This window comes from Litoreibacter janthinus (assembly GCF_900111945.1).
Taxonomy (GTDB): domain Bacteria; phylum Pseudomonadota; class Alphaproteobacteria; order Rhodobacterales; family Rhodobacteraceae; genus Litoreibacter; species Litoreibacter janthinus.
This window is the reverse complement of record NZ_FOYO01000001.1, coordinates 2,812,289-2,836,222: the sequence shown is the minus strand read 5'-3', so window position 1 is coordinate 2,836,222 and position 23,934 is coordinate 2,812,289. Positions and strand designations below refer to the sequence as shown.

The 23,934-nt window shown below is 58.2% G+C and carries 24 protein-coding genes and 1 tRNA gene; 12 read left to right on the top strand and 13 right to left on the bottom strand.

Going from position 1 to position 23,934, the window contains the following annotated elements; genetic code table 11:
* Nucleotides 1–70: 70 nt before the first annotated feature.
* Nucleotides 71–220, bottom strand: coding sequence for a hypothetical protein (locus BM352_RS19300; RefSeq protein ID WP_425434537.1), 150 nt, complete (start codon nt 218–220; stop codon nt 71–73).
* Between the two features lie 221 nt (nt 221–441).
* On the bottom strand, nt 442–1,422 hold the full coding sequence (locus BM352_RS14140) for an autotransporter outer membrane beta-barrel domain-containing protein (protein ID WP_090218030.1): 981 nt from the start codon (nt 1,420–1,422) through the stop codon (nt 442–444).
* Between the two features lie 280 nt (nt 1,423–1,702).
* Here BM352_RS14140 and BM352_RS14135 point away from each other — a divergent pair, with 280 nt between their 5' ends.
* Complete coding sequence (locus BM352_RS14135; protein ID WP_175500695.1) at nt 1,703–2,311, top strand: Hint domain-containing protein; 609 nt, start codon at nt 1,703–1,705, stop codon at nt 2,309–2,311.
* On the opposite strand, the gene BM352_RS14130 is transcribed toward BM352_RS14135, so the two are convergent.
* The 7 genes from BM352_RS14130 to BM352_RS14100 are packed head-to-tail and all read right to left on the bottom strand — an operon-like array spanning nt 2,277 to nt 8,616.
* Nucleotides 2,277–3,206, bottom strand: coding sequence for an AEC family transporter (locus BM352_RS14130; protein ID WP_090218027.1), 930 nt, complete (start codon nt 3,204–3,206; stop codon nt 2,277–2,279). The genes BM352_RS14135 and BM352_RS14130 overlap by 35 nt on opposite strands.
* On the bottom strand, nt 3,207–4,001 hold the full coding sequence (locus tag BM352_RS14125; RefSeq protein ID WP_090218024.1) for an MBL fold metallo-hydrolase: 795 nt from the start codon (nt 3,999–4,001) through the stop codon (nt 3,207–3,209). It lies immediately after the preceding gene.
* Complete coding sequence (locus tag BM352_RS14120; RefSeq protein ID WP_090218022.1) at nt 3,998–4,783, bottom strand: TatD family hydrolase; 786 nt, start codon at nt 4,781–4,783, stop codon at nt 3,998–4,000. Before BM352_RS14120 ends, BM352_RS14125 begins: the two co-directional genes overlap by 4 nt.
* 11 nt (nt 4,784–4,794) lie before the next feature.
* Complete coding sequence (locus tag BM352_RS14115; protein ID WP_090218019.1) at nt 4,795–5,919, bottom strand: DNA polymerase III subunit delta'; 1,125 nt, start codon at nt 5,917–5,919, stop codon at nt 4,795–4,797.
* Nucleotides 5,916–6,545: a dTMP kinase gene (gene tmk / locus BM352_RS14110; RefSeq protein WP_090218016.1), complete on the bottom strand. Its 630-nt coding sequence runs from the start codon at nt 6,543–6,545 to the stop codon at nt 5,916–5,918. The genes BM352_RS14115 and tmk overlap by 4 nt, the downstream gene beginning before the upstream one ends.
* Complete coding sequence (locus BM352_RS14105) at nt 6,542–7,711, bottom strand: D-alanyl-D-alanine carboxypeptidase family protein (protein WP_090218013.1); 1,170 nt, start codon at nt 7,709–7,711, stop codon at nt 6,542–6,544. Before BM352_RS14105 ends, tmk begins: the two co-directional genes overlap by 4 nt.
* Nucleotides 7,712–7,731: 20 nt before the next feature.
* Nucleotides 7,732–8,616: an SPOR domain-containing protein gene (locus tag BM352_RS14100; RefSeq protein WP_090220283.1), complete on the bottom strand. Its 885-nt coding sequence runs from the start codon at nt 8,614–8,616 to the stop codon at nt 7,732–7,734.
* 240 nt (nt 8,617–8,856) lie between these two features.
* On the opposite strand from BM352_RS14100, the gene BM352_RS14095 reads away from it, so the two are divergent.
* The 10 genes from BM352_RS14095 (at nt 8,857) to BM352_RS14050 (ending at nt 19,425) form a co-directional block, all read left to right on the top strand.
* Nucleotides 8,857–8,946: transfer RNA gene (locus BM352_RS14095), tRNA-Ser, on the top strand.
* 396 nt (nt 8,947–9,342) lie between these two features.
* Nucleotides 9,343–10,584, top strand: a complete 1,242-nt coding sequence (locus BM352_RS14090; protein ID WP_090218011.1) for an MFS transporter — start codon at nt 9,343–9,345, stop codon at nt 10,582–10,584.
* A gap of 270 nt (nt 10,585–10,854) precedes the next feature.
* Nucleotides 10,855–12,921 carry a type VI secretion system Vgr family protein gene (locus tag BM352_RS14085; protein WP_090218009.1) on the top strand — a complete coding sequence of 689 codons (2,067 nt, stop codon included), beginning with the start codon at nt 10,855–10,857 and terminating at the stop codon, nt 12,919–12,921.
* A gap of 17 nt (nt 12,922–12,938) precedes the next feature.
* Entirely contained in the window at nt 12,939–13,313 is a 375-nt protein-coding gene (locus tag BM352_RS14080) for a PAAR domain-containing protein (RefSeq protein ID WP_090218005.1), read from the top strand.
* A gap of 3 nt (nt 13,314–13,316) precedes the next feature.
* Nucleotides 13,317–14,222 carry a hypothetical protein gene (locus BM352_RS18815; RefSeq protein WP_139229837.1) on the top strand — a complete coding sequence of 302 codons (906 nt, stop codon included), beginning with the start codon at nt 13,317–13,319 and terminating at the stop codon, nt 14,220–14,222.
* A gap of 13 nt (nt 14,223–14,235) precedes the next feature.
* A complete protein-coding gene (locus BM352_RS14070) occupies nt 14,236–14,727 on the top strand; it encodes a hypothetical protein (RefSeq protein ID WP_090218001.1) in 492 nt (163 codons plus the stop codon).
* A 12-nt stretch (nt 14,728–14,739) separates the two neighbouring features.
* Complete coding sequence (locus BM352_RS14065; protein ID WP_090217999.1) at nt 14,740–15,825, top strand: DUF4123 domain-containing protein; 1,086 nt, start codon at nt 14,740–14,742, stop codon at nt 15,823–15,825.
* Between the two features lie 138 nt (nt 15,826–15,963).
* Complete coding sequence (locus BM352_RS14060) at nt 15,964–16,896, top strand: TAXI family TRAP transporter solute-binding subunit (RefSeq protein WP_217643022.1); 933 nt, start codon at nt 15,964–15,966, stop codon at nt 16,894–16,896.
* 57 nt (nt 16,897–16,953) lie between these two features.
* Entirely contained in the window at nt 16,954–18,834 is a 1,881-nt protein-coding gene (locus BM352_RS14055) for a TRAP transporter permease (RefSeq protein ID WP_090217996.1), read from the top strand.
* Between the two features lie 9 nt (nt 18,835–18,843).
* The gene (locus tag BM352_RS14050; RefSeq protein ID WP_139229836.1) at nt 18,844–19,425 is read left to right on the top strand and encodes a cupin domain-containing protein; all 582 of its coding nucleotides are present in this window, start codon (nt 18,844–18,846) and stop codon (nt 19,423–19,425) included.
* Here BM352_RS14050 and BM352_RS14045 read toward each other — a convergent pair.
* Complete coding sequence (locus BM352_RS14045) at nt 19,422–20,786, bottom strand: hypothetical protein (protein ID WP_090217994.1); 1,365 nt, start codon at nt 20,784–20,786, stop codon at nt 19,422–19,424. The two genes, BM352_RS14050 and BM352_RS14045, sit on opposite strands and share 4 nt — an antisense overlap.
* A 59-nt stretch (nt 20,787–20,845) precedes the next feature.
* Between BM352_RS14045 and BM352_RS14040 the strand changes: the two genes are divergently transcribed.
* On the top strand, nt 20,846–21,412 hold the full coding sequence (locus BM352_RS14040) for a cupin domain-containing protein (protein WP_217643021.1): 567 nt from the start codon (nt 20,846–20,848) through the stop codon (nt 21,410–21,412).
* On the opposite strand, the gene BM352_RS14035 is transcribed toward BM352_RS14040, so the two are convergent.
* From BM352_RS14035 to BM352_RS14025, 3 genes are read right to left on the bottom strand one after another with little or no spacing between them, the layout of a single operon-like run.
* Nucleotides 21,394–21,891, bottom strand: a complete 498-nt coding sequence (locus tag BM352_RS14035; protein WP_090217990.1) for a GlcG/HbpS family heme-binding protein — start codon at nt 21,889–21,891, stop codon at nt 21,394–21,396. The two genes, BM352_RS14040 and BM352_RS14035, sit on opposite strands and share 19 nt — an antisense overlap.
* 11 nt (nt 21,892–21,902) lie before the next feature.
* A complete protein-coding gene (locus BM352_RS14030) occupies nt 21,903–23,258 on the bottom strand; it encodes a TRAP transporter large permease (RefSeq protein ID WP_090217988.1) in 1,356 nt (451 codons plus the stop codon).
* Nucleotides 23,255–23,890 carry a TRAP transporter small permease gene (locus tag BM352_RS14025; protein WP_090217985.1) on the bottom strand — a complete coding sequence of 212 codons (636 nt, stop codon included), beginning with the start codon at nt 23,888–23,890 and terminating at the stop codon, nt 23,255–23,257. The genes BM352_RS14030 and BM352_RS14025 overlap by 4 nt, the downstream gene beginning before the upstream one ends.
* Between the last annotated feature and the right edge of the window lie 44 nt (nt 23,891–23,934).

The window sequence follows — 23,934 nt, the reverse complement described above, 5'->3', positions numbered from 1 at the left end:
CGTAGCTTGATCGGGTCTTGGCCCTGCCTGACAACTCCACGCCATTTTTCAGCATTAAGCCGAGCTTCTTTCAACGATACACTGGGATAGGCACCCAAGCCCATTTCGCGACGCCGCCCTCGTCATTCTTCGCAAGCCATAGCCCGCCGCCATCGGAATATTTGCCCGCCTTAGCTGTCTTGGCTGTCTGCGCTGATAGCTTGTTCAATGCTCTCGTCATAAAGCCCACCTTCTGGTCCACCCTCTACATATAGTATAGGGTGGTGCCCCGTGGAGCACCCTAATACAACAAACTCCTTTAAAATATGAAGTTATAGCGCTGGGTGATGCACCGTGAAACACTAAGGTATAGGACTACAATGCCTCCGACCGCACCATTCTCTGACATTTCAAACTGATGGAGACGAAGCCCGCAGGCTTCGCCTTTAACCGTGTCAGACCTTAGAACTGGAAATAGTAGCCGGCACTCGCGCCGACGGTGGTTGTCCCCTCGGACGTGCGCGCGATGTTTGCGCCAAGGTTCAAAGCGCCTGTGTCGCTGATGATCGTCACACCGCCGCTCAGGCGCGGGGTGGTGAAGCTGTCGACATTGCCAAATCCGTCATCATTGCGGACGTAATCAATCTCGAACCCTGCGGTTGGCAGATAGGTCAGATTGCCTTTGTCGATCGGGTTGTAGTTCACGTTTGTGCCGATCGTGGCCACGAAGCTTTTGATCTCGGTTGCGCCATAGGGGACGATTGGCAGCACGCTGGTAAAAGCGGGCAGCTTTTCACGCACTGAGGCGACGCTGATGAAGGGGGATAGCTGTGCGCGTTGTAATGGAATGCTGCCGGTCAGAGTCAGATTGCCAAAGGTCTTCTCGCCGGAGAATTGCCCGCCATCAATGTTGTAGTCGGGCTTGCCGAAGCCGATGAAGCCATCGAGGCTGAGCGAGTCTGACAGTCTGGCGGAAAAATAGGGTCCCACGGAAAACCCGTCAGCCTTTACCCGCTGCCCGCTCGGGAGGTCCACGGAAGAGCGGTTATAGCCGCCGATCAGCCCCACAATCAGGGAATTGCCCACGATGGCGTCCGCCCCGAACACAAGGTTAGACGAGTTGCCCGAGTAGGTGCCGCTCAGACGTTTTGTATCGACCGACGCCCAAGCAGAAGAGATGCCACCCCAAGATGGGCTGCTTGAGCCTGTTAGGCTGGTGTCGTCCTGACGCACTGAAGGCTGGCCCGTCTGGCCGCGCCGCTGAGCAATCGCGTCACGGAAAGTCTTGAGATCGGAGCCGACGATGGCACCGAGCGCTTCGGCGCGCGGATCACGACCATATGTCGGATAGCCTTGGGCGCTTGCCGCGATCGGCGCGATCAAAGACGAAAATAAGATTGGCAGAGCCAAGTAAACTTGGCGGGAAATGGGGGAATTGGTCATGAAATTACCTTAGCGTTAAGAGCGGTTCATCATACCTCAATGCAGTGGTTTCACCTATAGCCTCCGCATGGGAATGCTCAGATGATCTGTTCATCGGCAACAGACCGCTCACCCGCTGCATTGCGCGCCGCCACTTTTGAGATACCCAACTATGGAAACACATCGTTTCTGTGATGGCGGGATTTGCCCCTGATTTGACATGCTTGACGGCTGTTCTGTCAGGTTTGAGACAAAGTTTGATCTTACGCTTCGGGCTGACAGTATTTTTCGGATTAATTTTATGTCTCGCCATCAGGTTTATATTTCGCCGCAGTCTGAACTTTCTGTTTCGCGCAGACGTGCGTTGAAGCCGTGTTTCGCACTTGGCACGCATATTCTGACGCCGCTGGGGGACCGTTTGGTGCAGGACCTCAAGGTCGGCGATCTGGTCGAGACGCTTGATCACGGCGCACAACCCATCCGCGCTACAGGTGTCCGCCGGTTCGAGGCGTTGGACGACGACGCCCCGATCCGGTTCAAAGCGGGCACACTGAACAATGAACACGATCTTTGTGTCACCGCAGGCCACCGTATCCGCTTTGCCGGATGGCAGGCCGATTTGCTGTTTGGTGAATGGGAGGTGCTGGTAGCGGCCCGCGATTTCGTCAACGGTGTCGACGTGACCCGCGATATTGGCGGTATGGTAGGCTATGCCTATCTGGGCTTTGACGCCCATCACATCATCTTTGCCGAACGCGTTCCGGTAGAAAGTGCGCAAACCGATCCGAAGGCGGCGGTCTCGGGACCGAGCAAGGACAAGCTCGCTTTCCCGCCGCTTCAAGATCACGAAGCGCAAGTGTTGCTGCGGTCTTATGCTAAGGCAAAAGAGCCAGCCAAACCCATAGCGTAAGAACCGACAGCGCGGTCGAGATTAGCACCGCCGAGGCCGCGACCCGTTTTGCGACGCCATACATGTTGGCGAAGACATATGCGTTCACGCCGGGTGCCATCGCCGCTGTCAGAATTACCGAACGCGACGCACCTGTCGTTAGGCCTACCGCGCCCGCGATTAGCCATGTCAGGCCGGGTTGAACCACAAGCATCAGTGCGCAGATCATGATAACGGGGCCTGTGTCGCCCTCCAATTTGTAACGGGCGAGAACGCCGCCCAGTCCGAAGATCGCCGCAGGCAACGCCGCGCGGATCATCAGATCAATCGCATCCGTCAGCACGCCGGGCAAGGGCAGGGAGGTGATGTTGACCACAAAGCCCAACGCAATGCCGATGATGAGCGCGTTATGGGTGATCGCCCGCCAAACCGCCTTTGCGGTGTGCCACAACCCGCCACCCTTGTTGCGCACAACTTCCATCGCGGTGATGCCGATGCCGTAGCAAATCGGCGCATTGACTGCGATGATCGCGTAGTTGGGTGACAAAGAGTCGGGGCCGTAGGCGCGCTCTGTGATCGGCAAACCAAGCAGCACCGCGTTGGAGAACAGGCAGCAAAAACCGATTGCGATGCTGTCCTCCCAAGGCCGCTCGAAGATCAGCCGTGCGCCCAAGGTGCCAAGGCTGAAGCCAGCAATTGCAGGAACATAGTATGAGGTCAGCAGGCGTGGCTCGAAATAGGCACCTAGCTCCAGTTCCGAGATGCCGCGAAACAGAAGGCAGGGAATTGCAAAGCTCTGGGTGAACTTCATAAGTGCATCCGCGCCCTCGTTGGAAAACAGATCACGTTTGACGGCGACGTACCCCGCACCGATAACCAGAAAAACCGGAAGAATGACGTCGAGCAACGCGCCCATCTAGACGTCGAACTCGATCGTCATTCCGTCATAGGCAGGTGTGATGTGTTCCGGCGTCTCGGCCTCCAGTGTCGCGTAGTCGAGGTCGATATGCATGTTGGTGATCACGGCCTTCTTCGGCGAAAGCTTTTCGATCCAAGCAAGCGTGTTGGCCAGATGCGAATGGCTTGGATGAGGCGTGCGGCGCAGCGCGTCGATGATAAAGCAGTCCAGGCCCTGTAATGCGGCCCATGTCTCGTCATAGAAATCTGCGACGTCGGGCAAGTAAGCCAACCCGCCAATGCGAAAGCCGAGAGAATCAATGGTGCCGTGATTGGCCTTGAACGGTGCCAGCGGGATGGTTCCACCGGGGCCTTTCACTTCGATGAGCCCCTTAATCGACTTCAGGGTCAGGATCGGCGGGTAGGGGGAGCCTTCAGGCTGCACGAAAGCATAGCCAAAGCGCGAGATCAGATTGTCGGTTGTGTCACCGTCAGCCCAGACCTTCAGCCGTTCCTTCATGTTGAACACGATCATTCGCAAGTCATCGATGCCATGCACATGGTCGGCATGGGAATGGGTGTAAACCACCCCGTCCAAGCGGCCAACATTGGCGTCCAGAAGCTGTGAACGCAGGTCGGGAGACGTGTCGATCAGCACAGTGGTTGTTCCGTCAGGGCCGATCTGTTCGATCAGAAGGGAGCAGCGGCGGCGGCGGTTCTTCGGGTTCATTGGATCACAATCGCCCCAGTGTCCGCCAAGGCGCGGAACCCCGCCGGACGAGCCGCAGCCCAATATGGTGAACCGGCGCTTCATGCGGCTTTCCAGAACAGGCGTTCGAAATTGGCCTGCGTTTGGGCGGCGAATTCGGCATAGTCGAGGCCAAAGACCTCCGCGCCGACTTTGGCGGTATGGGCCGTATAACCCGGCTCATTGCGCTTGCCGCGATAGGGCGGCGGGGCAAGGTAGGGGCTGTCTGTTTCCACAAGAACGCGATCAAGCGGTGCAGCGGCGAAGATGTCGCGCAGCTCTTGGCTTTTTGGGAAGGCGGCAATGCCGGACATGGACAGGTAGAAGCCCAGATCAAGCGCGGCCAATGCCAGCTCTTTCGACGAAGAGAAGCAGTGCATCACGCAGGAATACGCGCCCTTGGCATGTTCGTCGGTCAGAATGCGGGCCATGTCGTCATCCGCAGCGCGGGCGTGGATGATCAGCGGCAGCTTGGTTTGCCGCGCGGCTTCGATGTGCACCAGCAGGCTTTCTTGCTGAATATCTTTGCTTTCAGCGGTATAGTGGTAATCCAAACCGGTCTCGCCAATGCCCACAAACTTGGGATGTTCGGCCAGCTTAATCAGCTCTTCTATCGTCGCCAGAGGCTCGTCCGCGGCGCTCATTGGATGGGTGCCTGCGGCATAATAGATGGACGGGTGGGCTTCTGCGATGGCGCGGACTTGGGGTTCCAGCCGCAGACGCGTGCAGATGGTGACCATGCGCGTCACTCCGGCCTCATGTGCGCGGGAGATGATGTCTGGAAGCTCGCCGTCGAAATCAGGGAAATCGAGATGGCAGTGGCTGTCGGTAATCTGGGGCGTGCTCATTCTCGGCCTCTTTAGGCCGCGGTTTTCGCAGCCACCTCGTTCATTGCCAGAACCATATCAATGACCAGCGCGGAAGGGTCAAGGTTCACCGCACGCCCGTGTTGCGCCCGCGCGGAGATATTTGCCGACACGGAGGCCCATGCGCGCGCAGCGTTCGCATCAGGTGACAGGCGGGCAAGCATCGCCAATTCGCCCGGTGCGGCTTCGCTTTGGGATTGGCCCAGCCCCGCCCGCGCAAGTCGGGCCAGCAATACATCTGCAAGGCGCAGCATCAATTCGTAGCGCGCTTCCTGACCGCGTGCGGCGGCTTTGTCGCCAAGCATGATCATGAGGGTGCGGTCGAGCTTGGGGAAGCTGGCAGCGAGGGCGACAAGGTCCGCGTAGACCTCTAGCCCGCCAAGGTTTAGCATCCGCAGCGCTTCTCCGACGGATCCACCGGAGAGTTCTGCCAGCGCCGCGCTGTGGGGGCCAACATTCGCGCCGGTGGCAACCAGTGCCGCTGACATGTGGTCGGCATCCAACGTGACGCAGCGCAATTCGCGGCAGCGCGACCGGATCGTGGGCAGCAAGCGCGAAGGCTGGTGGCTGATCAGGAACAACAGCGCGTCGGCCGGCGGCTCTTCCAACACTTTCAACAGCGCGTTTGCGGCGGAGACGTTCATGTCGTCAGCGGCATCGACGATAACGATGCGTCGGCCGCCCTCAGTGGCAGATAACGAGAAGAAGCCCTTCAGCTTGCGAACCTCATCCACGGTGATCTGCTGTTTGAACTTTTTCTTGTCCTCGTCATAGGGGCGTTTGAGCACGAACAGCCCCGGCTCGCTTCCGGCGGCCATTCGGGCAGCGATGGGGTGGTTCGGGTCCGTGTCCAGCGTGGTGGGGGCAGGCGGGGCACCGAACATGTCGTTGTCATCGACTGGCGGGTTGGCCAGCAAAAATTTGGCGAGCTTCCACGCCAGCGTGGCCTTACCCACACCGCGCGGGCCGGTAATCATCCAAGCATGATGCAACCGGTCGCCATTGAAGGCTTCGAGAAAGTTTTCCTCTGCCAAATGCTGGCCTACCAGTGTCGCGGTTTCCCGTGGATGGGGGGCACCGTCGATCTGGTCTGATTGCGGCAGGGCGTCGTCGGTCATGACTGTGCCGCCAGATATGCATCGACGATAGACGCGATCTCCTTTGCGACGTCGAGCGCACCCTTGGTGCCATCAATGACACGGGTGCGGTCTGGGAAATCCTGCACCAACCCAAGGAAGCCAGCGCGTAGCTTGTGTTGGAACTCAGCGCCAAAATCTTCAAACCTGTCTTCGCCAGAGCCACGGGCTAGCCCGCGTTCCAGTGCAATGTCTGGATCCATGTCGATGATCAGCGTCAGATCCGGCTCGCGACCGATCATTCGGGCATGCAGCGCATCAACCGTTGCGCGCAGGTCGCCGCGGGTTGCGCCTTGATAGACACGGGTGCTGTCGGCGAAGCGGTCGCAGATAACGATTTTACCAGCCTCTAGGGCTGGGCTGATCAGCCGTTCCAGATGATCGCGGCGGGCGGCGGTGAATAACAGGATTTCGGTTTCGGCGGACCAGCGGCCTGGCTCACCTTCGACGAGGAGGCGGCGAATGTCTTCCGCACCGGGGGAGCCACCCGGCTCGCGAGTGAGCACGACCTCGTTTCCTGCGGCCTCCAAATGGCCAGCCAAGAGCCGCGACTGGGTGGATTTGCCCGAGCCGTCAATGCCCTCGAATGTTAGAAACAGCCCGGTCAAAAGAGGGTCGCTGCCTGACCGGTGAGCTGGCGGAACAGCACAGTAGCGGCGGTTCGAATGCGCACCATAAATCCGCCGGAGCTGATCGTTTCTGTGGCCACCAGATCGTGAGTAGCGTCGCCAATTCCGGGAACACTTACGATGAGTTCGGCGACTTTGTCACCCGCGTTGATCGGGGCTTCCAGCGGGCCTTGATAGGTAATTTTTGCGGTGACGCCGTCTTTCTTTAGCACTGGCACCAGCACTTTGATGTCTGTGGTCGCGGCCATGCCAACCTTGGCAGCAGAGCCCATCCAGACTTCGGCTTCAGCCATGATCACGCCTTCTTCGGCGAGTTGCTGTTCTGCAAATTGACGGAAGGCCCAGTTGGTGATGCGTTCGCTCTCTGAGGCGCGTTCTTGCTGCGTGCCAAGGCCAGACATCACAAAGACGATCCGACGGCTGCCCTGCTTGGCAGAGCCGACCAACCCGTAGCCTGCCTCGGATGTATGGCCGGTTTTCAACCCGTCCGCACCGATGTTGAGTTTTAGCAGCGGGTTGCGGTTGAAACGGTTGTCAGGCGCACGGTTGTCGAACGCGAATTCGGTTTCAGCAAAATAGCCGTAATACTGCGGAAAAACGACGATCAGACGCTTTGCCAGTACGGCCAAGTCCCGCATGGACATCCGTTGGGCCGGCGCGGGCCAGCCATTGGAATTGGCAAAGGTGGAATTGGTCATTCCCAGATCCAGCGCGCGCTCGGTCATCATCTGGGCAAAGCCCCGCTCCGTGCCATCGGGGGAGATCGCCTCGGCCAACACCGCGGACGCGTCATTGCCAGACAAAACGATGACACCGCGAATAAGGTCCTCGACCGACACGCGATCGCGGGTGTTCAGGAACATGGTTGAGCCGCCATATTGCTGCGCGTGTTCTGACACAGGTAAAAGCTGGTCCAGCGACAGGCGGCCGTCCTCGAGTGCCTCAAATGTCATGTTAAGCGTCATCAGCTTGGACATGGACGCAGGAGGCAGTGCCATATCCGCGTTCTTTTCCATCAAGGTCAGATCGGTGCCAAGATCGAGAACAATGGCAGATTTCGCAGAAGTTTCAAATGCATGTGCGGCGAAGCTCATGCATATGGCAGAGGTGATGGCGGCAAAAAGCGTGGCAGCGCGGATGCCCATGGCGGCTCCTTTGATCTTTTCTAGTTGGTCACGAAATAGGCGTCGTTGAAGCCCAGATCTTTGACCTTTTTAAGTAGTGTGGCGCGTTCGGAAGACGAGCCCGATGGGCCAACGATGACCCGCCAGAATTTCTTGCCCTGGCTTGAGCCTTCTTTTACCGACGGCAAAATCCCGATACCGCGCAGCGAGGTCGCGGTGTTGTCGGCATTTGCCTTGACCGAGAAGATGCCAATCTGAATGAACGGTTTGGACAGGCTCGATGACTTGCGCGCAGGCGCTGCGGCAACCTGAGTTGGCTTCGGCGCCGGGGCTGCCGCGGGGGCAGAGGCTGATGGTTTCGCGGATTTGTCGAGCGCAGCTTTGGCTTTGCTGATCGGGTCAAGCGGTTGCGCTTCGATGGCGTCAGGGGCGGGCAGGCTTTCGGTGCCGTCTGGTTTCGAGATTGTAGGCTTCGCCACCGGAACGCTTTCAGTCCGCAAGGCCACGACGCTCATCTTGGTCGGCTGGCCTGCGATCATGCCCAAGGTTTGGGCGGCATCAGAGGATAGCTGCAATTTTGGTCCGGGATTATCGCGTTCACGGCGGAAGAGGGCTCCGATCACCGTCTTGTTGTTCGACAAGTTGCGGATCACAACCCGTTCCGGGTCTTTTACTCCGGGATAGGCGACCCAGACGCCGCCAAGTGACGGCCGTCCGTCCCAAAGCCCGTCTTCACTCGCTTGGAATACGTCGGGGGCTTCCACCTCTCGCTCGATCGTCTCGACGCCCTCAGCGGCTGGCGCTTCTGCGAGCGCTGCCTCGCTGGTGTCTTTTTTCTTCAGAAAGTCAAAGCCTTGACTATCCTCGCACGCGGCCAGTGCCGCAGTCGCTCCCAATAGAAGCGCAATCCGCCATGCTCGTGTCATTAGTTGATGATGACCCATTTTGTTGCCCTCTGCCCGCAGCGCCCTTTGGGCGTATTTGCCGTCGCTTGGCGCGACTTTATCAAGGACCGGCCCGGTGAGGGCGTCCCATTGAGCGCACCCTAGTAAATAAACTCCATTTTGCAAAGTGGTCCATTGCGAGGTCGGCAATATTTGGCGCGGCAAGATAGGCCGCGCGAGGGGCTTCCAGAATCGAACTCGCGCAGTTAAGTCGTGTGCGTCGGAGGAGTGGCAGAGTGGTCGAATGCACCGGTCTTGAAAACCGACGAGGGTGAAAGTCCTCCGTGGGTTCGAATCCCACCTCCTCCGCCACTTGGCGAAATCGAAGAACTGGCCGTGAACGTCAGCAGATTTGGACTGCCGCTTACCGTTGGCGAGAGTGCCGAGGCCTAGATCGATAAGGCGGCACTTTATTCCTAGGGTGCAAATGGCTTCAACGTTTGGGACTGCTGACATATTTCGCCTAACCGTCCCCTGCCGCCAGCTTCATTGTAACCACCGAGACATATTTCACGGCTCAGTGTTATGGCGTCGCTCGTCGGGTCCGACGGCCCGCATCACAACACTTTGGGTTTAGGGCGCTGCGATGCATCTGAAATCTGCGCTAAGTCGAAATTAAGAACTGGCTAGAAACGACATCGCGTCGCTGCCGGGCAATTTCAGCGGCCTCATTTGGTTAGTGTTACGGCACAGAACCCGAGTTTTTAAATGCATGAGCGGCGCATACCTGAATGGCTTCGTCATGCCCCTGCGCCTAGTGTGCGGGGGTTTGCACTGCTTGCGGGGGCCGAAGCCATGGCGCGGGGCATCCTGATCTCTGTCTTCCCCTTAGCGATGTATCAGGCCTTGCAAGATGCGGCAGTGGTTTCAAAAGCCTATTTCGGCATTGGCATTTGTTCCCTGATCGCAGGGCTTATGGTGCCATTTGTGTCGCGGTTTTTCCCCCGCCGTTGGGTCTACATCCTCGGAGCCAGCTTTTTCGTAACAGGAGCATTGTTGGCCATCAAAGGCTCGCCCGAGGCGACCGTTTTGGGCTTACTTTTGACCACGATCTCTACGGTCATCACCTTCGTGTGCTTCAATGCCTATGTGCTGGATTACATCGCTCGGATCGAGCTTGGCAGGTGCGAGACATCGCGGATGTTTTACAGCGCATTGGGGTGGACGATTGGTCCAGCGCTTGGCGTTATCTTGATGAGCTGGTGGAGACCGGCCCCCTTTATTGTCGCTGCAGTCGCGTCATCGCTGATGCTTGGATTGTTCCTGTTTATGCGACTTGGGAATGGAAAACTCATCACAAAAAGCCGCAAACCTCCGACCAATCCGCTGGCGTTTTTGCCCAGATTCTGGTCGCAGCCGAGATTGGTTGCAGGCTGGTTGTTTGCCGTTATCCGATCATGTGGGTGGTGGGTCTACGTTGTGTATCTACCGATCTTTGCAATTGAGAACGGGTTGGGCGATCAGACGAGCGGCATTGCACTTTCAATCTCAAACGGTGCGCTTTTCTTGACACCTCTTATGCTGAGATGGATGCAACGGCGGTCGATAAAACGCGCCGTTCGCACAGGGTTCTTCGTCGCGTCTACTTTGTTTGTCCTCAGCGCCTTGTTTTCGGGGCTGCCTTGGGTGTCATTGCTCTGCCTTATGTTCGGGTCATTCTTTCTGATATTGCTCGATGTTTCGGCTGGCCTTCCATTTCTTCTAGCTGTCAAACCGTCGGAAAGGACCGAGATGTCCGCCGTCTATGCCAGCTACCGCGATGTGTCGGGCATCATAACACCTGGGGTTGCATGGCTGATCTTACTGGTCACCCCCGTTGCCGGCCTCTTTGCGGCCGGAGGGGCAGGCCTGTTAGGTGCTTGGGTACTATCTGGTCGACTGAACCCAAGGCTTGGGCAAAATCGAGCTGGCGCGCCTGATATCCAGAGTCCAAAAGCCGGCAGAGCGTAGAAGCTCGGACCCAACGATAAAGTCTCGGCACGTCGGTTCGGTTCGAAAGCACTAACTGGTGCTTGCGCAGAGGGCGCTGACGGCGCGATGGCAGGCAAGGCGCTGTAAGGAATTCCCCTTAGAGCGCCGTGACGGGGACGCCGTGAGAGGTCGAGCGCTCGCAGGGCGGCACGGTAAGCCAATAAGCCCAAATGATGCTTGTCGTTGTTTTTGATTAAGAATCGGTTAGTCTTAATCTAATTTATTAACGTCGATTATTTTGGTGACCTCATGAATATTCAACTGCTTCAGGCAGACCGTGCGGGCATTTTGCATACTGACCTTGGCAAGGACGAACTTGTCTTGATGCGCTTTCGGGGCGCAGAACATGTCAATTCACTGTTCGAATTCGAGGTCGATGCACTTTCGCTGAACGACAACGCTGATTTCAACGCTTTGGTGGGGACCCATGCGAGCTTGGAATTCGACGTGCAAGGCACAGGCAATAAACGCTTTTTCGATGGCATCGTCACTCAGGCGCGTTGGCTTGGGCCTGCTGAAGGCGGGTTTCGCTATCGTATGTCGCTGCGCTCGTGGTTCTCGCTTCTAGATCAGCGTCGGGACCAGCGGATTTTCCACAAGATGACCGTGGTGCAAATTCTGGAGGAGGTGTTTGCACCTTATCTTGGGCTTGGTGATCCGGCGGTGAAGTTTGACGTGGTTCAGAGCTACCGTGAGCTGGAATACACGGTTCAATACCGCGAAAGCGATATGGATTTTGCGATGCGCCAGATGGAGCGGTTCGGCATTTCCTATCATTTCGAACACAAACGAGGTTCGCATTGTCTGGTGCTGACCGATGCCGTCGACAGCCACGCCAAAATTGAAGGCGGGACGCGGGATTTCTGGCAGGTTGACGGTCAAAACCGCCCACCGGGAGAGCATTTCTGGCAATGGGAGCCGGAGCGCAACATGACTGTCGGGGCCATCCGGCTCACCGACTACAACTTCAAGAAGCCGCGCGCCGCGATGGAAGCGGACCAATTGGGCGACGCACAATATGCGCAAGGGCAGATGGAAAGTTACGACTATCCCGGCGACTACCTTGAGCAGGGGATAGGAAAAGGCGTTGCCGCGCTGCGGGTCATTCAGGAACGCGGTCACGATATACGTCACCGCGCTGTGGGCGACTGCATTTCGCTTGGGGCTGGCATGCGGCTTGGGCTGACGGGTGATCCGCTTTCGGCGGTGTCCGACAAGGACTTCATCTGCCTGAGTGCGACGCATAATTACACGTCGAACGCGTTCGCAACCGGCGACACAGGAAACGACAATTATTCCTACACTGGCGACTACACGCTGATGCCTGAAACCGCGCCGCTTGCGCCGGAACGCAAAACGCACATACCCGTCGTTGAAGGCCCGCAAACCGCGGCTGTCGTGGGCGACGGGGAGATCGATTGCGATGAGTATGGCCGTATCTTGGTGCATTTCCATTGGGACTTGCTCAAGCGCCATTCCATGCGCTGCCGAGTGTCGCAAAACTGGGCCCATAAAGGGTGGGGCGGCATGGTCATCCCGCGCATCGGGATGGAGGTTGTCGTCGAATTCTTGGAGGGCGATCCAGACAAGCCCTTGGTGACTGGATGCGTCTATAACGGCCAGAACGATCCGCCCTATACGTTGCCTGCCTATAAGGCGCGCTCGACCTTCAAGACCGACACCCACAGGGGCACGGGCTATAACGAGTTGCGGTTTGAGGACGAGAGCGACGAGGAAGAGGTTTATCTTCAGGCCGAGAAATACCTGAACGCCTATATCAAAGATAACGAGACATGGCTGACGCAAGGCTCGCGCCACCGCCGTGTTGATGGCTCACAGTCACAATCAGTCGGGGGCGACAAGGACATGGAGGTTCAAGGCGACCACCGAGAGCACATCAAGGGCAGCCAACACATGCAACTTGATGGCAGCCGCGTGGATGCAATCAAGATTTGCGACTATCTCAAAGTGACCGGCGACCGCGTGATTGAAGTTGAACGCAACGCCGACACCTATGTCGATAAGGACATGCGCACCGAAACTGGCGGCAAGCAGTACAACAAGGTGGGGACCACCCAGTTTGTCGACGCAGGCACGGATATTGTGCTGACTGCCGGTTCGACCATTTCATTCAATGTCGGTGGCAATTTCGTCAAGATCGACGGCTCCGGGGTGACGATCAATGGCACGCTCACGCGGATCAACTCTGGCGGTTCTGCAAAGAAGGGTAAGAAGATCGACCGAATGAAACCGTTGAAGCCGAAAAAATATGCTGGGCCACATGCGACGCGCTACGCGCGGTCGTTCAAGAAGTAACGAAGGGAGCATTCGATATGTCAGGAAAACCCGCAGCCCGTTTGGGCGATATCGGTTCCGGCCACGGGTGCCATTACCCGCCCACGCCTGCAATTTCTGGGTCGGGCGACGTGCTGATTAACTACCGCCCGGCATTTCGCCAAGGCGATGCGTATGTGCCGCACCCTTGCCCCGTTTGCCCTGCGCCGCCGCATCCGCGCAACCTTAGCCAAGGGTCGCCTACGGTTCTGGTGAACAACAAACAGGCGGGACGGGTGGGCGATCCGATCTCCTGCGGTGGTGCGCATTCCACCGGCTCCGGTGATGTGCTGATCGGTGGCAATTCGCCCCCCGGACTCACGCGAGAGGCGTTCTGCGAGACCTGCGAAGACGAAGCGACCGGGGCCAGCTAGCTTATGGGGCGCGGACCTTTTCCCACGTCCCCCGGCGGCGGCAGTGCTGCGGACGATCTGGCGCGTGCGCTGCGGGACCTTTACCGTCGGCTCAACCCACCGATGCCACGGCCTGTGCCACCACCTCCGATCCCTGTGCCAGTCCCTGTGCCGGGCAATCCGCCAGCCCCGGCTCCGGGAACAGTGCCCGGAACAACGCCGGGTGCCCAAGCCCCCCCTGCAATTCCAGAGTCTTTGACGGGCGAGGGGTATGAGGCGCCGCCATTCACGGGCACCAACACCCAAACACGGCTTGGGGAAACTGTGCGGGCCGAAAACCGGATCCGGCGGCGTACGAAAAGCTGCTGTCATCCGGTGCAATTCCGCACGGTATGGCTCAGGCGCGGCAATGTTCCCGTGTCGAACCGGATGCGGTTCCGTCCGACTTTTGACGAAAGCGATTTTTTGCGTGGCAGCGGCGGCCAAGTTGCGATCCAGCGCGGGCATCAGTATCAAATCGATACCTGTGGGAACTGGGAATATACGTGCCGTGGCGGCGGCAGAATTGCCCAGCCCGATGGGGAGCGATCCGCAAGCTGTTGGATGCGCGAGGCCAAATACCAGATGCCGCGCCCCACGCGCGGCTTCGGGGATAACGACTACACACCGCCCCATGATGCCTCCCGTATCCAGCGGCAATTCCAGACATACGGGGTTGTCGCAAACAATCCCGATCCGCCTGCGCGCCCGTGTTGGCATATCGGGCTGGACGTCAATTGCAGCCAAGCGGGTGGGCCGATAGTCTATTACTACGGTCTCCTCGTCGCAAATCGGCTTGCGGGCATCGTGCGTCACTTACCCGCAATTGTTGAGGCGTATAACGAGATCAACCGAGCGAACGAAGCCCTTCGAAACCGAGACGCTGAATAGGTAAGCACCCAAGATGGTCACAACATCCGATGACGAACGCGAATGGCTGAAAACCCAGTTTGATGTTCCCTATCATTTTCTGTTCGCCGGTCAGCAGGCCGGAAAGCCAGAAGGCATGCTTGATTATCTCGAAGAGGATCTGATGCTCTGGCTGAGTGACACCATTGGCGTTTTGGGGGTGGAGCGCGCCGAGTTCGACGGCTTCGAGATGCTGCTCACCAGCGTTCCTGACCCGAGTGCCGACGATCTCGCGGACCTGCCGCAGGTCGATTTCAAACGACCCGACGGCACGATCTTTTTCGAGAACGCAACGCCAAGATTTGGGATCCGCTTTATTCATGCTTTCCTCTCCCGGTTCCGGCAGGCCCGTCCGCTTTTTACCGTTTACGGCGGCGTAGCCCTGAACAAGTTCGACCCTTCGCTTTCCGAAGAGGAAGCGATGATCCAGCTCATGCTCGACGATCCCGACTTCGCACGAGAGCTTGGCTTCCCGGAAGAGCGATAGGGCCTACCTCATATGATCTCCCCCGAAGAACGCAGCGCCAATTTGCAATTGGCTTTAGAGCATTGGAGTGCCGGAGCTGCCGCTGACGGCACTCACGCGTATCTGGTCATCGACGGGAGCTGGCAGGAAGATCTTGTAAAGTTGACCCGCGCCAAGCCGCACGGCTGGGAGCCGCTTTTCGGCCAGCCAAACCTGCCGCGCGACGAGGCGCATGCGCGCTCCCCGCTGCTCATTGATCTCGCTCAGCGACCGGAGCTGATTCCGTTCTGGATTGAAGACGGCTTTCCACGCAGGCTGGGAATTGTGGTGTTCATGGCGCATGATCTATCCGCTGCCCGAACGCGGTTGAAACGGTTCCAATCCGTGCTGATCCCCAGCCAAGACGAGCCTGCCTATTTTCGCTTTTTCGATGGCCGGACGCTAAGCTGCTTTCTGTCCACCGGCTTTTCAGAGCAGTGGGAAGACTTCATGAGCGGCATTGATACTGTCGCTGCGCCAACAGATTTGACACAAGGGTGGACGCTGTATCGCATGGAGGAGGGCGCGTTGCTGCGTGGGATCGAAACCTCGCCAGGCGCGGAATATGAATGGACGCCAATTGAGCCGCAGCCCACGGATGAAGGCTATCATATGGCGCAACCATTCCGCCGCATTGATGCGCCTCAGTTCGAGGCCCTGACGGCTTGCGTTCAACGCGGCTTTTACACAGAAATTACCGTGTTCATCGCGGACGCTTTTCCAGACCTGCCGCGCGCTCAGGAGCATGATAACGTGTATCAACTTGTCGTCGCAGCCGCCGAAACTGCCCGTGGCAAAGGTCATGAGGAAGAAGACGAGATTTACTATTGGGCCGTGCTGACCTTTCTGCTGGGGCCGGACTTTGATCAAGAGCCGAAAGTGGCCAAGCATTTGGCGAAACGGCATCTGGATATGGCGGGCAAACTTGAGCAGCTCCTGTCGATTCTGAACGAAACGATTGGGTCGCCCGCCTTGACAGAGCTCATTGACACCGAAGAGTCGCATTTCGAGTATTCAGATGGATCTAAACTCAGTTTCCGCCGCAGGAGTGGCAAGGTGCTTGAGGATTCCCGTAAATAACAAGGGTAGGTCTGTCGCGTAAGACATGGAATTCGGCGAACGGCGCTGGCGATTTTCGGGCTCATCAGCAATAAATATCGATTTTTTTTGCAATCTAGCAGAAGGGCGGTAAACTGACCTCAATCTAGGGAGGATTCTATGTTTACATCTATCAAAACATTTATGGGTGCTGCTGCGCTCACTGTTGCTGCCTCAACTGCGTCCGCTGAGGAGCTGAGAATTGGCACCGCATCACTTGGCGGCGCGTTCTACCCGATGGGGCAGAGCATCTCGAACGTTGTGACCAAACATGCTGGAAACGGGATCTCCATGGTTCCGATTGTGACAGGCGGATCGGTGCAGAACCCCAACTTGATCGCCGCGGGGGAGGTCGAGATCGCAATTACCAACAACAACCTCGCTGTGCTGGCTGTGAAGGGCAAAGGCCCCTACACCAAAGCCGGCCCGATCGACATCGGCGCAGTGGCGGCGCTGCATCCGTCGGTTTTGCATATGATGGTGCTGGAAGACAGCGACATCCAGACATTCGAGGACTTGGCTGGCAAGCGCGTGGCAGTTGGCCCCGCGGGCGGGGGCACGCTGGGCTTTGTCAACTTCCTGATGCCTCTGCACGGAATGGCGATTGAGGATATTACACCAAGCTTCGTGTCCTACTCTGACGGGTTCAGCCAGTTAACGGACGGCACGGTTGACGCCGCATTGGCACTGTCGGGCTATCCGGCTGGGGCTGTCATGCAAGCGACAGCGGGGGCGAAGCTGCGGTTCATAAAGTTCTCTGACGGCAAACTGGATGAGGCACTTGAAGCAAACGGTGCCTATCTTCCGGTTGAGATCGGGACAGACGTTTACGGCACCGCCGATAGCGGCATGGTGATCGGGGTGAACAACATGCTTGTCGCGCCGAATTCATTGGATGCGGCGACCGTGCAAGCGGTGACGGCTGCAATCTTCGACAATCTGGACGAGTTGAAAGAAGAAAATGCGAACGCGCGTCAGATCGACCCTGCGATGTCTTTGAAACTGGCGATCCCGTTGCACGCTGGTGCTCAGGCCTATTTCGACTCGAAGTAAAGCCAATAACGGGGGGCATTCCGCCCCCCGTTCCCTTTGATCGTTGGGTCCACTTACATGACAGTCTCTAAGCGCCTGTTCACGCTCCAAAATGCGATCCTTCTTGCTGGCTTCGGCTTGGGCGCGTATCACCTATTGATCGTCTCGGGCGTTGTGGCGATATCGACCATGCCGATGCGCGTTACACATGTCATGTTGGCATTGTCCTTGCTGTTTGTGATCAAGCCCGCGTCGGCGCGGCTGGCGGGGACTGTGGCGAATAGCTTGGTGTCGGCGGCGCTGGTTGCCGCGACCCTTGGTGCAAGCCTCTGGCTGCTTAGCCGGTGGAAAACCATCGCTTTCAGCGGCGGGATCACATCAGAAGGGGACTACATCGCAGGTCTTGTCTTGTTGCTGGTGGTGTTTGAGGCCGCCCGCCGGGGGATCGGGTTGATCCTCGCGGGCATCACGCTGGTGTTTTTTCTCTATCCCTTTGCCGCGCCGTATCTGCCCGGTGTTTTGGAGGGACGTGGCTCCAGCCTCGAGCGGATCGTGCTGGTTCTGACCACTGACACTCAAGGCATATACGGCATACCTGTCGGAGTGGCTGCGACTTACATTATCGTCTTCACTATCTTTGGCGCGCTCTTGTCAAACTTCGGCGCAGGCGACTTCTTTTTCGAGTTGTCCACGCGGTGCACACGTGGGCTTCGGGCCGCCAGTGCTAAATCCGCCGTGCTGTTTTCGACGCTGATCGGCATGGTATCCGGCTCCGCGGCAGGCAACGTTGCGGTGACGGGCACTGTAACGATCCCCATTATGAAGCGCGAAGGTTACAAACCGCATCAGGCGGCGGCGATCGAGGCTGTGGCGTCGACCGGTGGGCAGATCATGCCGCCAGTGATGGGCGCTGCCGCCTTCATCATGGCCGAGATTGTGGGCGTGCCCTACACCTCGATCATGGTGACGGCTCTGTTGCCCGCATTGCTGTTCTTTGGTTCAGCTTTTGTTGTGGTGCATTTGCAGGCAGTTCGCATGGGCATCGCACCGAACACCGCAGAGGCGGGGGAGGAAGTACCGCTTCTCCATGTTCTTATCAAAGGCGGTCCGTTCATTTTCGCTTTCGGCACGCTGATTACCATGATGCTGATGGGCTACTCACCCTTCATGGCGTCGCTTTGGGCGATGGTGGCTCTGATCGGGTTAGATGTGGTCTGGAACCGCAAGATTGATGGGGCGTTCTTTGCAAAGATCTTCAACAGCGTTTCCGAGGGTGCGCGGAGCGTTGTGACCATCTCGGCGGCCTGTGCGGCGGCGGGGATCATTGCAGGCGTATTGGGCGTCACCGGCTTGGGCTCCAAGATCGCCACGCTGATTGACGTCGCGTCCGGCGGCTACCTGTTCTTGGCGCTGTTCTTCACCATGCTGACGTCGATCGTGCTAGGCATGGGGCTGCCGACCACGGCGGCCTATCTGATCCTTGCGACGGTTGTGGCTCCGGCTTTGGTGCGCCTTGATGTGCCTGTGTTGACGGCGCATTTCTTCGTCTTCTACTACGGTTGTATTTCGACAATTACACCCCCTGTGGCGCTGGCCTCATACGTGGCTGGGGGGATCGCGGGGGCGGATGTCAACAAGGTCGGCTGGACGGCTGCAAGTTACGCGGCCACAAGCTTTGTGCTGCCGTTTGCCTTTGTCTACGGCCCCGGAATTTTGATGCAGGGCAGCATGGTTGAAAATGTGCTCGCCGTCGTTACCGCAGCTTTGGGCACCGGTGCGATTGCCGTCGCAATCATCGGCTGCCTGACACAACGCCTGACGCCGCTTGTGCGCTGCTTGGCGGCTGCGGCGGGGCTCGCGCTGCTGTTTCAAGGATGGCAGAGCGCCATTATCGGCCTGATCCTGATTGCCACGGTTATTGTCTTGGACCGTGCGAAACCCAAACCCATCACGACCTGAGGAAGTCCCATGCATAAAGAATACAGACGCGTTGTTACCGGCCACGACGAAAAAGGTGTCGCGATCATTGAAAGCGACCAAGTCGCGACGCAAATTCTGGAGCGGCCCAATCGCCCCGGCGTGCGTCTGACGAACTTCTGGCTGACGGATCAGACCCCCGCCGAATATGACGGTCCGACGGAGACCTGCACGGGGCCATTCATCCTGCACCCGCCTGCCAATGGGTCGGTCTTTCGCTGTGTCGAATTCATGCCCGAAGACCCAGAGGTGATGGCAAAGCTGTCCAGCGAAGACGGCGCTGCGGCCTTTGCAGAGATGGGGGCGGGGGCCAATGTCGTGCAAGGCGGGCGGCACCCTTGGATGCACCGCACGGACTCGGTCGACTACGGCATCGTCATGAATGGCGAAATCTGGATGCTAATGGACAATGAAGAGGACGACGTTCTGCTTAAGGCAGGCGACGTGGTCGTTCAGCGCGGCACCAACCACGCATGGGCCAATCGCGGAACCGAGCCTTGCACGATCATGTTCGTGCTGATCGACGGCGTGACGACGGCTGGTAACGGCAAAGGGCTCCCGCCGCGCGACTAGGCCTCGAGCCATGCGAAGATGGCGACCAGAACCAGATAACAGATCAAGCCGTAACGAAAGTTCCACCGCCATGTCAGCGTGGTCGGTGGAATATTCGATGTGGCCGAGATGAGCAGCGTCGCTGTGGCATTGGGCGAGGCAAACATGCTGATTGCCCAACCCGCGCTGAGCGCAAAGACGATGTTCGTCGGATCGGCGGGAAGAGCAGGGATCGTCTGAATGACCTGCCCGATGAATACGACAAGGATGATCGGGCTGAGTGCCACCTGACCGCCTAGGGTGATCAGGATAGGCAAGACAGCAAGGAACACCCATCCTGGGATCGTGCTGAGGTCAAGCCCGGAGGTCAGCGCGTCGATGGGCAGCACCTCGGCCAAGACGCGTCCAATGAAGCCTGATAATCCCAAAGCCATGGCGCTGCGGGCCAACCCTGACGCGTTTGCATCGAAAGCGGGCCAGAACCGTTTGCACTGGGAGGAAAGCGCGATCCCCTCCGGCTTTTGCAGCACGAACCAGATGAGCGTGATCACGGGGGCCACGAACATCAACGACAGCGCTGTTGTATAGCCTGCCGAAACCTGCAAAATCGCAACTAAGCCGATGAGCGAGACACACACTACGCACAGCACCAAAAGCGCGCGTTGCGGGCAGATCGGAGCTTCGCCTTCGGTCTTGGGAGGCAGGCGCCGCCATTCAAATCGATCATAGAGATAGCCGATCAGCATCATCAACACAGATGTCGCTGTCCCCATCAGTACGATCCGCGTCAGGTCAATCTCGGTAAATAGCGTCAACAGAACTGCTTGCGTCAATGTGGTGGGCGCCCAGAGCAGGATCCACGCAAACCCACGCATCAGTGCGGACAACTGCCTGCGTTCCAGATCAACGTCGGTACTGCCATCTGGGTGCTTTGTGGCGGACTGGATCAGCGGGGCCATGAGGCTGACAGCGCCGAAGTTCAGGAAAACCCCGAGGATGTGTCCGCCGGAAGCGGTTGCGAAAAATCGTCGCCCGGTCGGCTGCCTGATTAGATAGCGCCCGACCGCCAGCACGGATCTTGACCGCTCGGCGGCGATTTTCAGCGCCGTAAGCAGCACGATGAAGGCCGCGAAATAGGCGGCAAGATCCAGCGCAGTCAGCAGATTTGTCCAGCCATCTGGCTTGGTCATGACCAACAAGGCGAGGAGGACTGCGACGGCAAGCAATATCGTTTCACGGATCGATCGGGCTGCTAGGCCGAGCACGCAAAGCGTGCAGAACAAGAGACGCACCAGATGTTCGGACAACGCACCGCCGACCGTGTTGGTCCACAGCACACCCGCCGACAATGCAATCAACGTTATCGCAAGGAGCGTCTTCATCGAGTGCCCGCAATCATGCTAGCCTTGATCTGATCTAAAGGAGAGGCCGCGCCATGTTCATGTCCATCATCAAAGGTCGCGACGATCAGCCAGGTGGCGATATCCAACTTGCCATGAGCTGGAGTGCATCGGGGGAGGATGGGGCACACCCCGCAGGGCACGCGCAGGTCGGACTGATGCCGGATGCGGATTTGGTTTTTGCATTGTCGTTGACCCCCCTGAGCGGTGCCGGCGTCTTGGCGACCAATCAGATCTTGGGCATGACGGGACCAGCGCTGCTGCGGGTGGACGAGGTGTGCTTTCCTGTTGGCGCGGTCGCGCATCGCCACACTCATGCGGGCACAGGATTTCGCCATTTGGTGCGCGGCTCGCTTCGTGTAGAGGCTGTTGCCCACACACAAACCATGACTGCGGGCGACAGCTGGTTCGAACCTTCGGACACGCCGGTGAGGGCTGTTTCGCTGCAAAGCAAAGGCGTGACCAGCTTTGTGCGGTGTATGGTCGTGCCGCCGGAGTTTGAGGGAAAATCGACCTTCTCGCTCGTCAATCCGGCGGATGGCGATCTTCCACGCCTTCAGATGACCCACCGCCATATCGATCACGCCATCTATTTGGACGCGGGGTAGTGATCTGACAGAGACGATGTGCGCCACTCCGAATTCGGCTCAGCTGGCTCTGGAAAAAATGCTGCGGCTTTTATCGCTTCGATCGCGCAATACTCGTCCTTGTCCGACGTATCACCACTGATGCCGACTGCGCCTAAAGTGATGCCGTCTGAGGTCTCGACCAGCACGCCACCCGGCACGGGGATCAGTTTGCCGCCGGACGCTGTAGCGAGCGCGGCTTGAAACGTCGGCCGCTCGGACAAGCGGTCGCGGATCAGGCGGCTGGAAATCCCCATGCCCAAGGCGCCGTAGGCCTTTCCGAACGCGATCTCGAGCCGGATCAGACCGGAGCCGTCTTCCGACTGCATTGCGACCATTTTCCCTCCTGCATCAAGGACAACGACGGTAAGCGGCAACAGCCCAGCCTTGCGGCCAAGACGTAAAGCCTCTGCAACAATCAGGTTGGCTTTTTCCAGCGGGAGAGAGGTTTGCAAGCGCATCTAATTGGTCCTTATGTCGAGGCTGCCCAAAGGCCGTTCCACCAAACTTCAAACTCGAAATTTGGGAGCCATGTAACGATCTCTGGGAACATCAAAAGCACGGCGATGGTGATCACATCTGCGATGAAAAACAAGGCCACGCCGCGAAACACTTGGCCCAAGGGTATGTCGGGGCGCACGCCGTTTACAACAAAGCAGTTGAGGCCGATTGGCGGCGTGATCAGACAAATCTCGGCCATTTTAACTGCGATGATCCCGAACCAGATCGGGTCAAACCCAAGAGCCATCACCGCAGGATAGACCACAGGCAGGGTCAGAAGCAGCATACCGATGGCGTCCATGAACATGCCCAAGACAGCATAGGCCAAAAGGATGCAGATCATGATGGTCATGGGGGCGGCATCGAGGCCAACGACCCATTCGGTAAACGCGCCCGGAATGCCGGAGAAGCCGAGGAACCGAACGAAGATCAGCACGCCCCAGATCAGCGAGAAAATCATCACCGTTAGCTTGGCCGACTCCATAAGGGAGTTCTTGATCGCCGATAATGGCGTGCCGCGCACAAGGGCAAGAACAAAGACGACTGCCGCGCCCAAAGCACCTGCCTCGGTCGGGGTGGCCCAACCACCATAGATGGAGGTCATGATGATCAGCACGACCAGCATGATGGGCGAGATGCCGGGTAGGGTCCGCATCCGCTCGCCCCAGGTGAACCCAGACACCGAAGGCGCATCGCCGGGCTTGAGCAACGCCCAGACCACGATGATACCGGCGTAGATCAGCGCGGACACGATGCCCGGCAAGAACCCTGCCAGAAGCAATTTGCCGACGGATTGCTCCACAATGATTGCGTAGATCACGAGGATTGCGGAGGGCGGAATCAGCGTGGCGAGCGTGCCAGCAGAGGCCACGACACCTGCTGCCATCTTGCGATCATAGCCATGTTTTAGCATTTCGGGGATTGCGACGCGGCTGAACACGGCGGCTGTCGCAGTAGATGCGCCTGACACCGCTGCAAAACCCGCAGTCGCAAACACTGTCGCCACGGCCAAGCCGCCCGGAAGCCAGCCGAGCCATTTGCGCGCCGCATCGAAAAGCTGTTGCGTCATGCCCGCGTGGAACGCGAGGAAGCCGATGAAGATGAACATTGGCAACACACTCAGCGCGTAGGTAGAGGCCTTGGAGTGCGGGATCGTTCCGACGATACCCGCAGCAGGACCCCAGCCGCGAAGTTCTACTAGCCCCAGAAGGCCGACGATGGCTGCCGCGAAGACCACGCGCACCCCGATCAGGATGAGCGCCAGAAGTAAGCAAAGCGTTATAATCCCCACCAAAAACGGGTTGGACATTCCGATGCCGAGGATCATGATCGCCCCTCCTGACCGGCAGGGTCGACATCGTCACCCATGACTTCGTGGATTTCATCCTGCGCCTGTTGCGCCACCGCTTTGGCCGTGACAACGGCGACCGGAACCGCATCAGGGTTCAGAACCAGGCGCATTGATCCTGCGAACTGCAAGGCGAGCCGAACGAACCAGATCGAAAAGGCCACGGGGACCAGCAGTTTTGACGGCCAGATCGGATACTCGGCGTCCATTGTTGTGTCGCCCAACGTGTAAGCACGCAGGAAGTGGCCAAAGCTGTAATAGATTAACACCCCGATTATGAAGAGCGCCAGCGCCGCGCCCAAGCCCTCTAGCAGCCAGAGCGAGCGCCCCTTGAGGCGGCCGACAAGCAATTCCATCCGGATGTGGCTGCCCAATCTCTGGCAATAGGCCGCGCCGAGGAACGCCATGCTCGCCATCGAAAGCTCGACAAGGTCGATATAGCCCGAGATAGGCGTGTTGAAGACAGTCCGAAGAACGATCTGCAAAACTCCCAGTACCATCAGCATCATAATGGCGAAGGCTGCCAGAAGGTTGGCGAGGTCCTCGACAGGGATGAACGCGCGGTGCAGGCGGCCTAACAGGCTCCCATCAGCGTTTGCTTGGTGTGCCATGGGTGATCCTTACATGGAATGGGGGCGTCGTGGTCCGGCCCAGA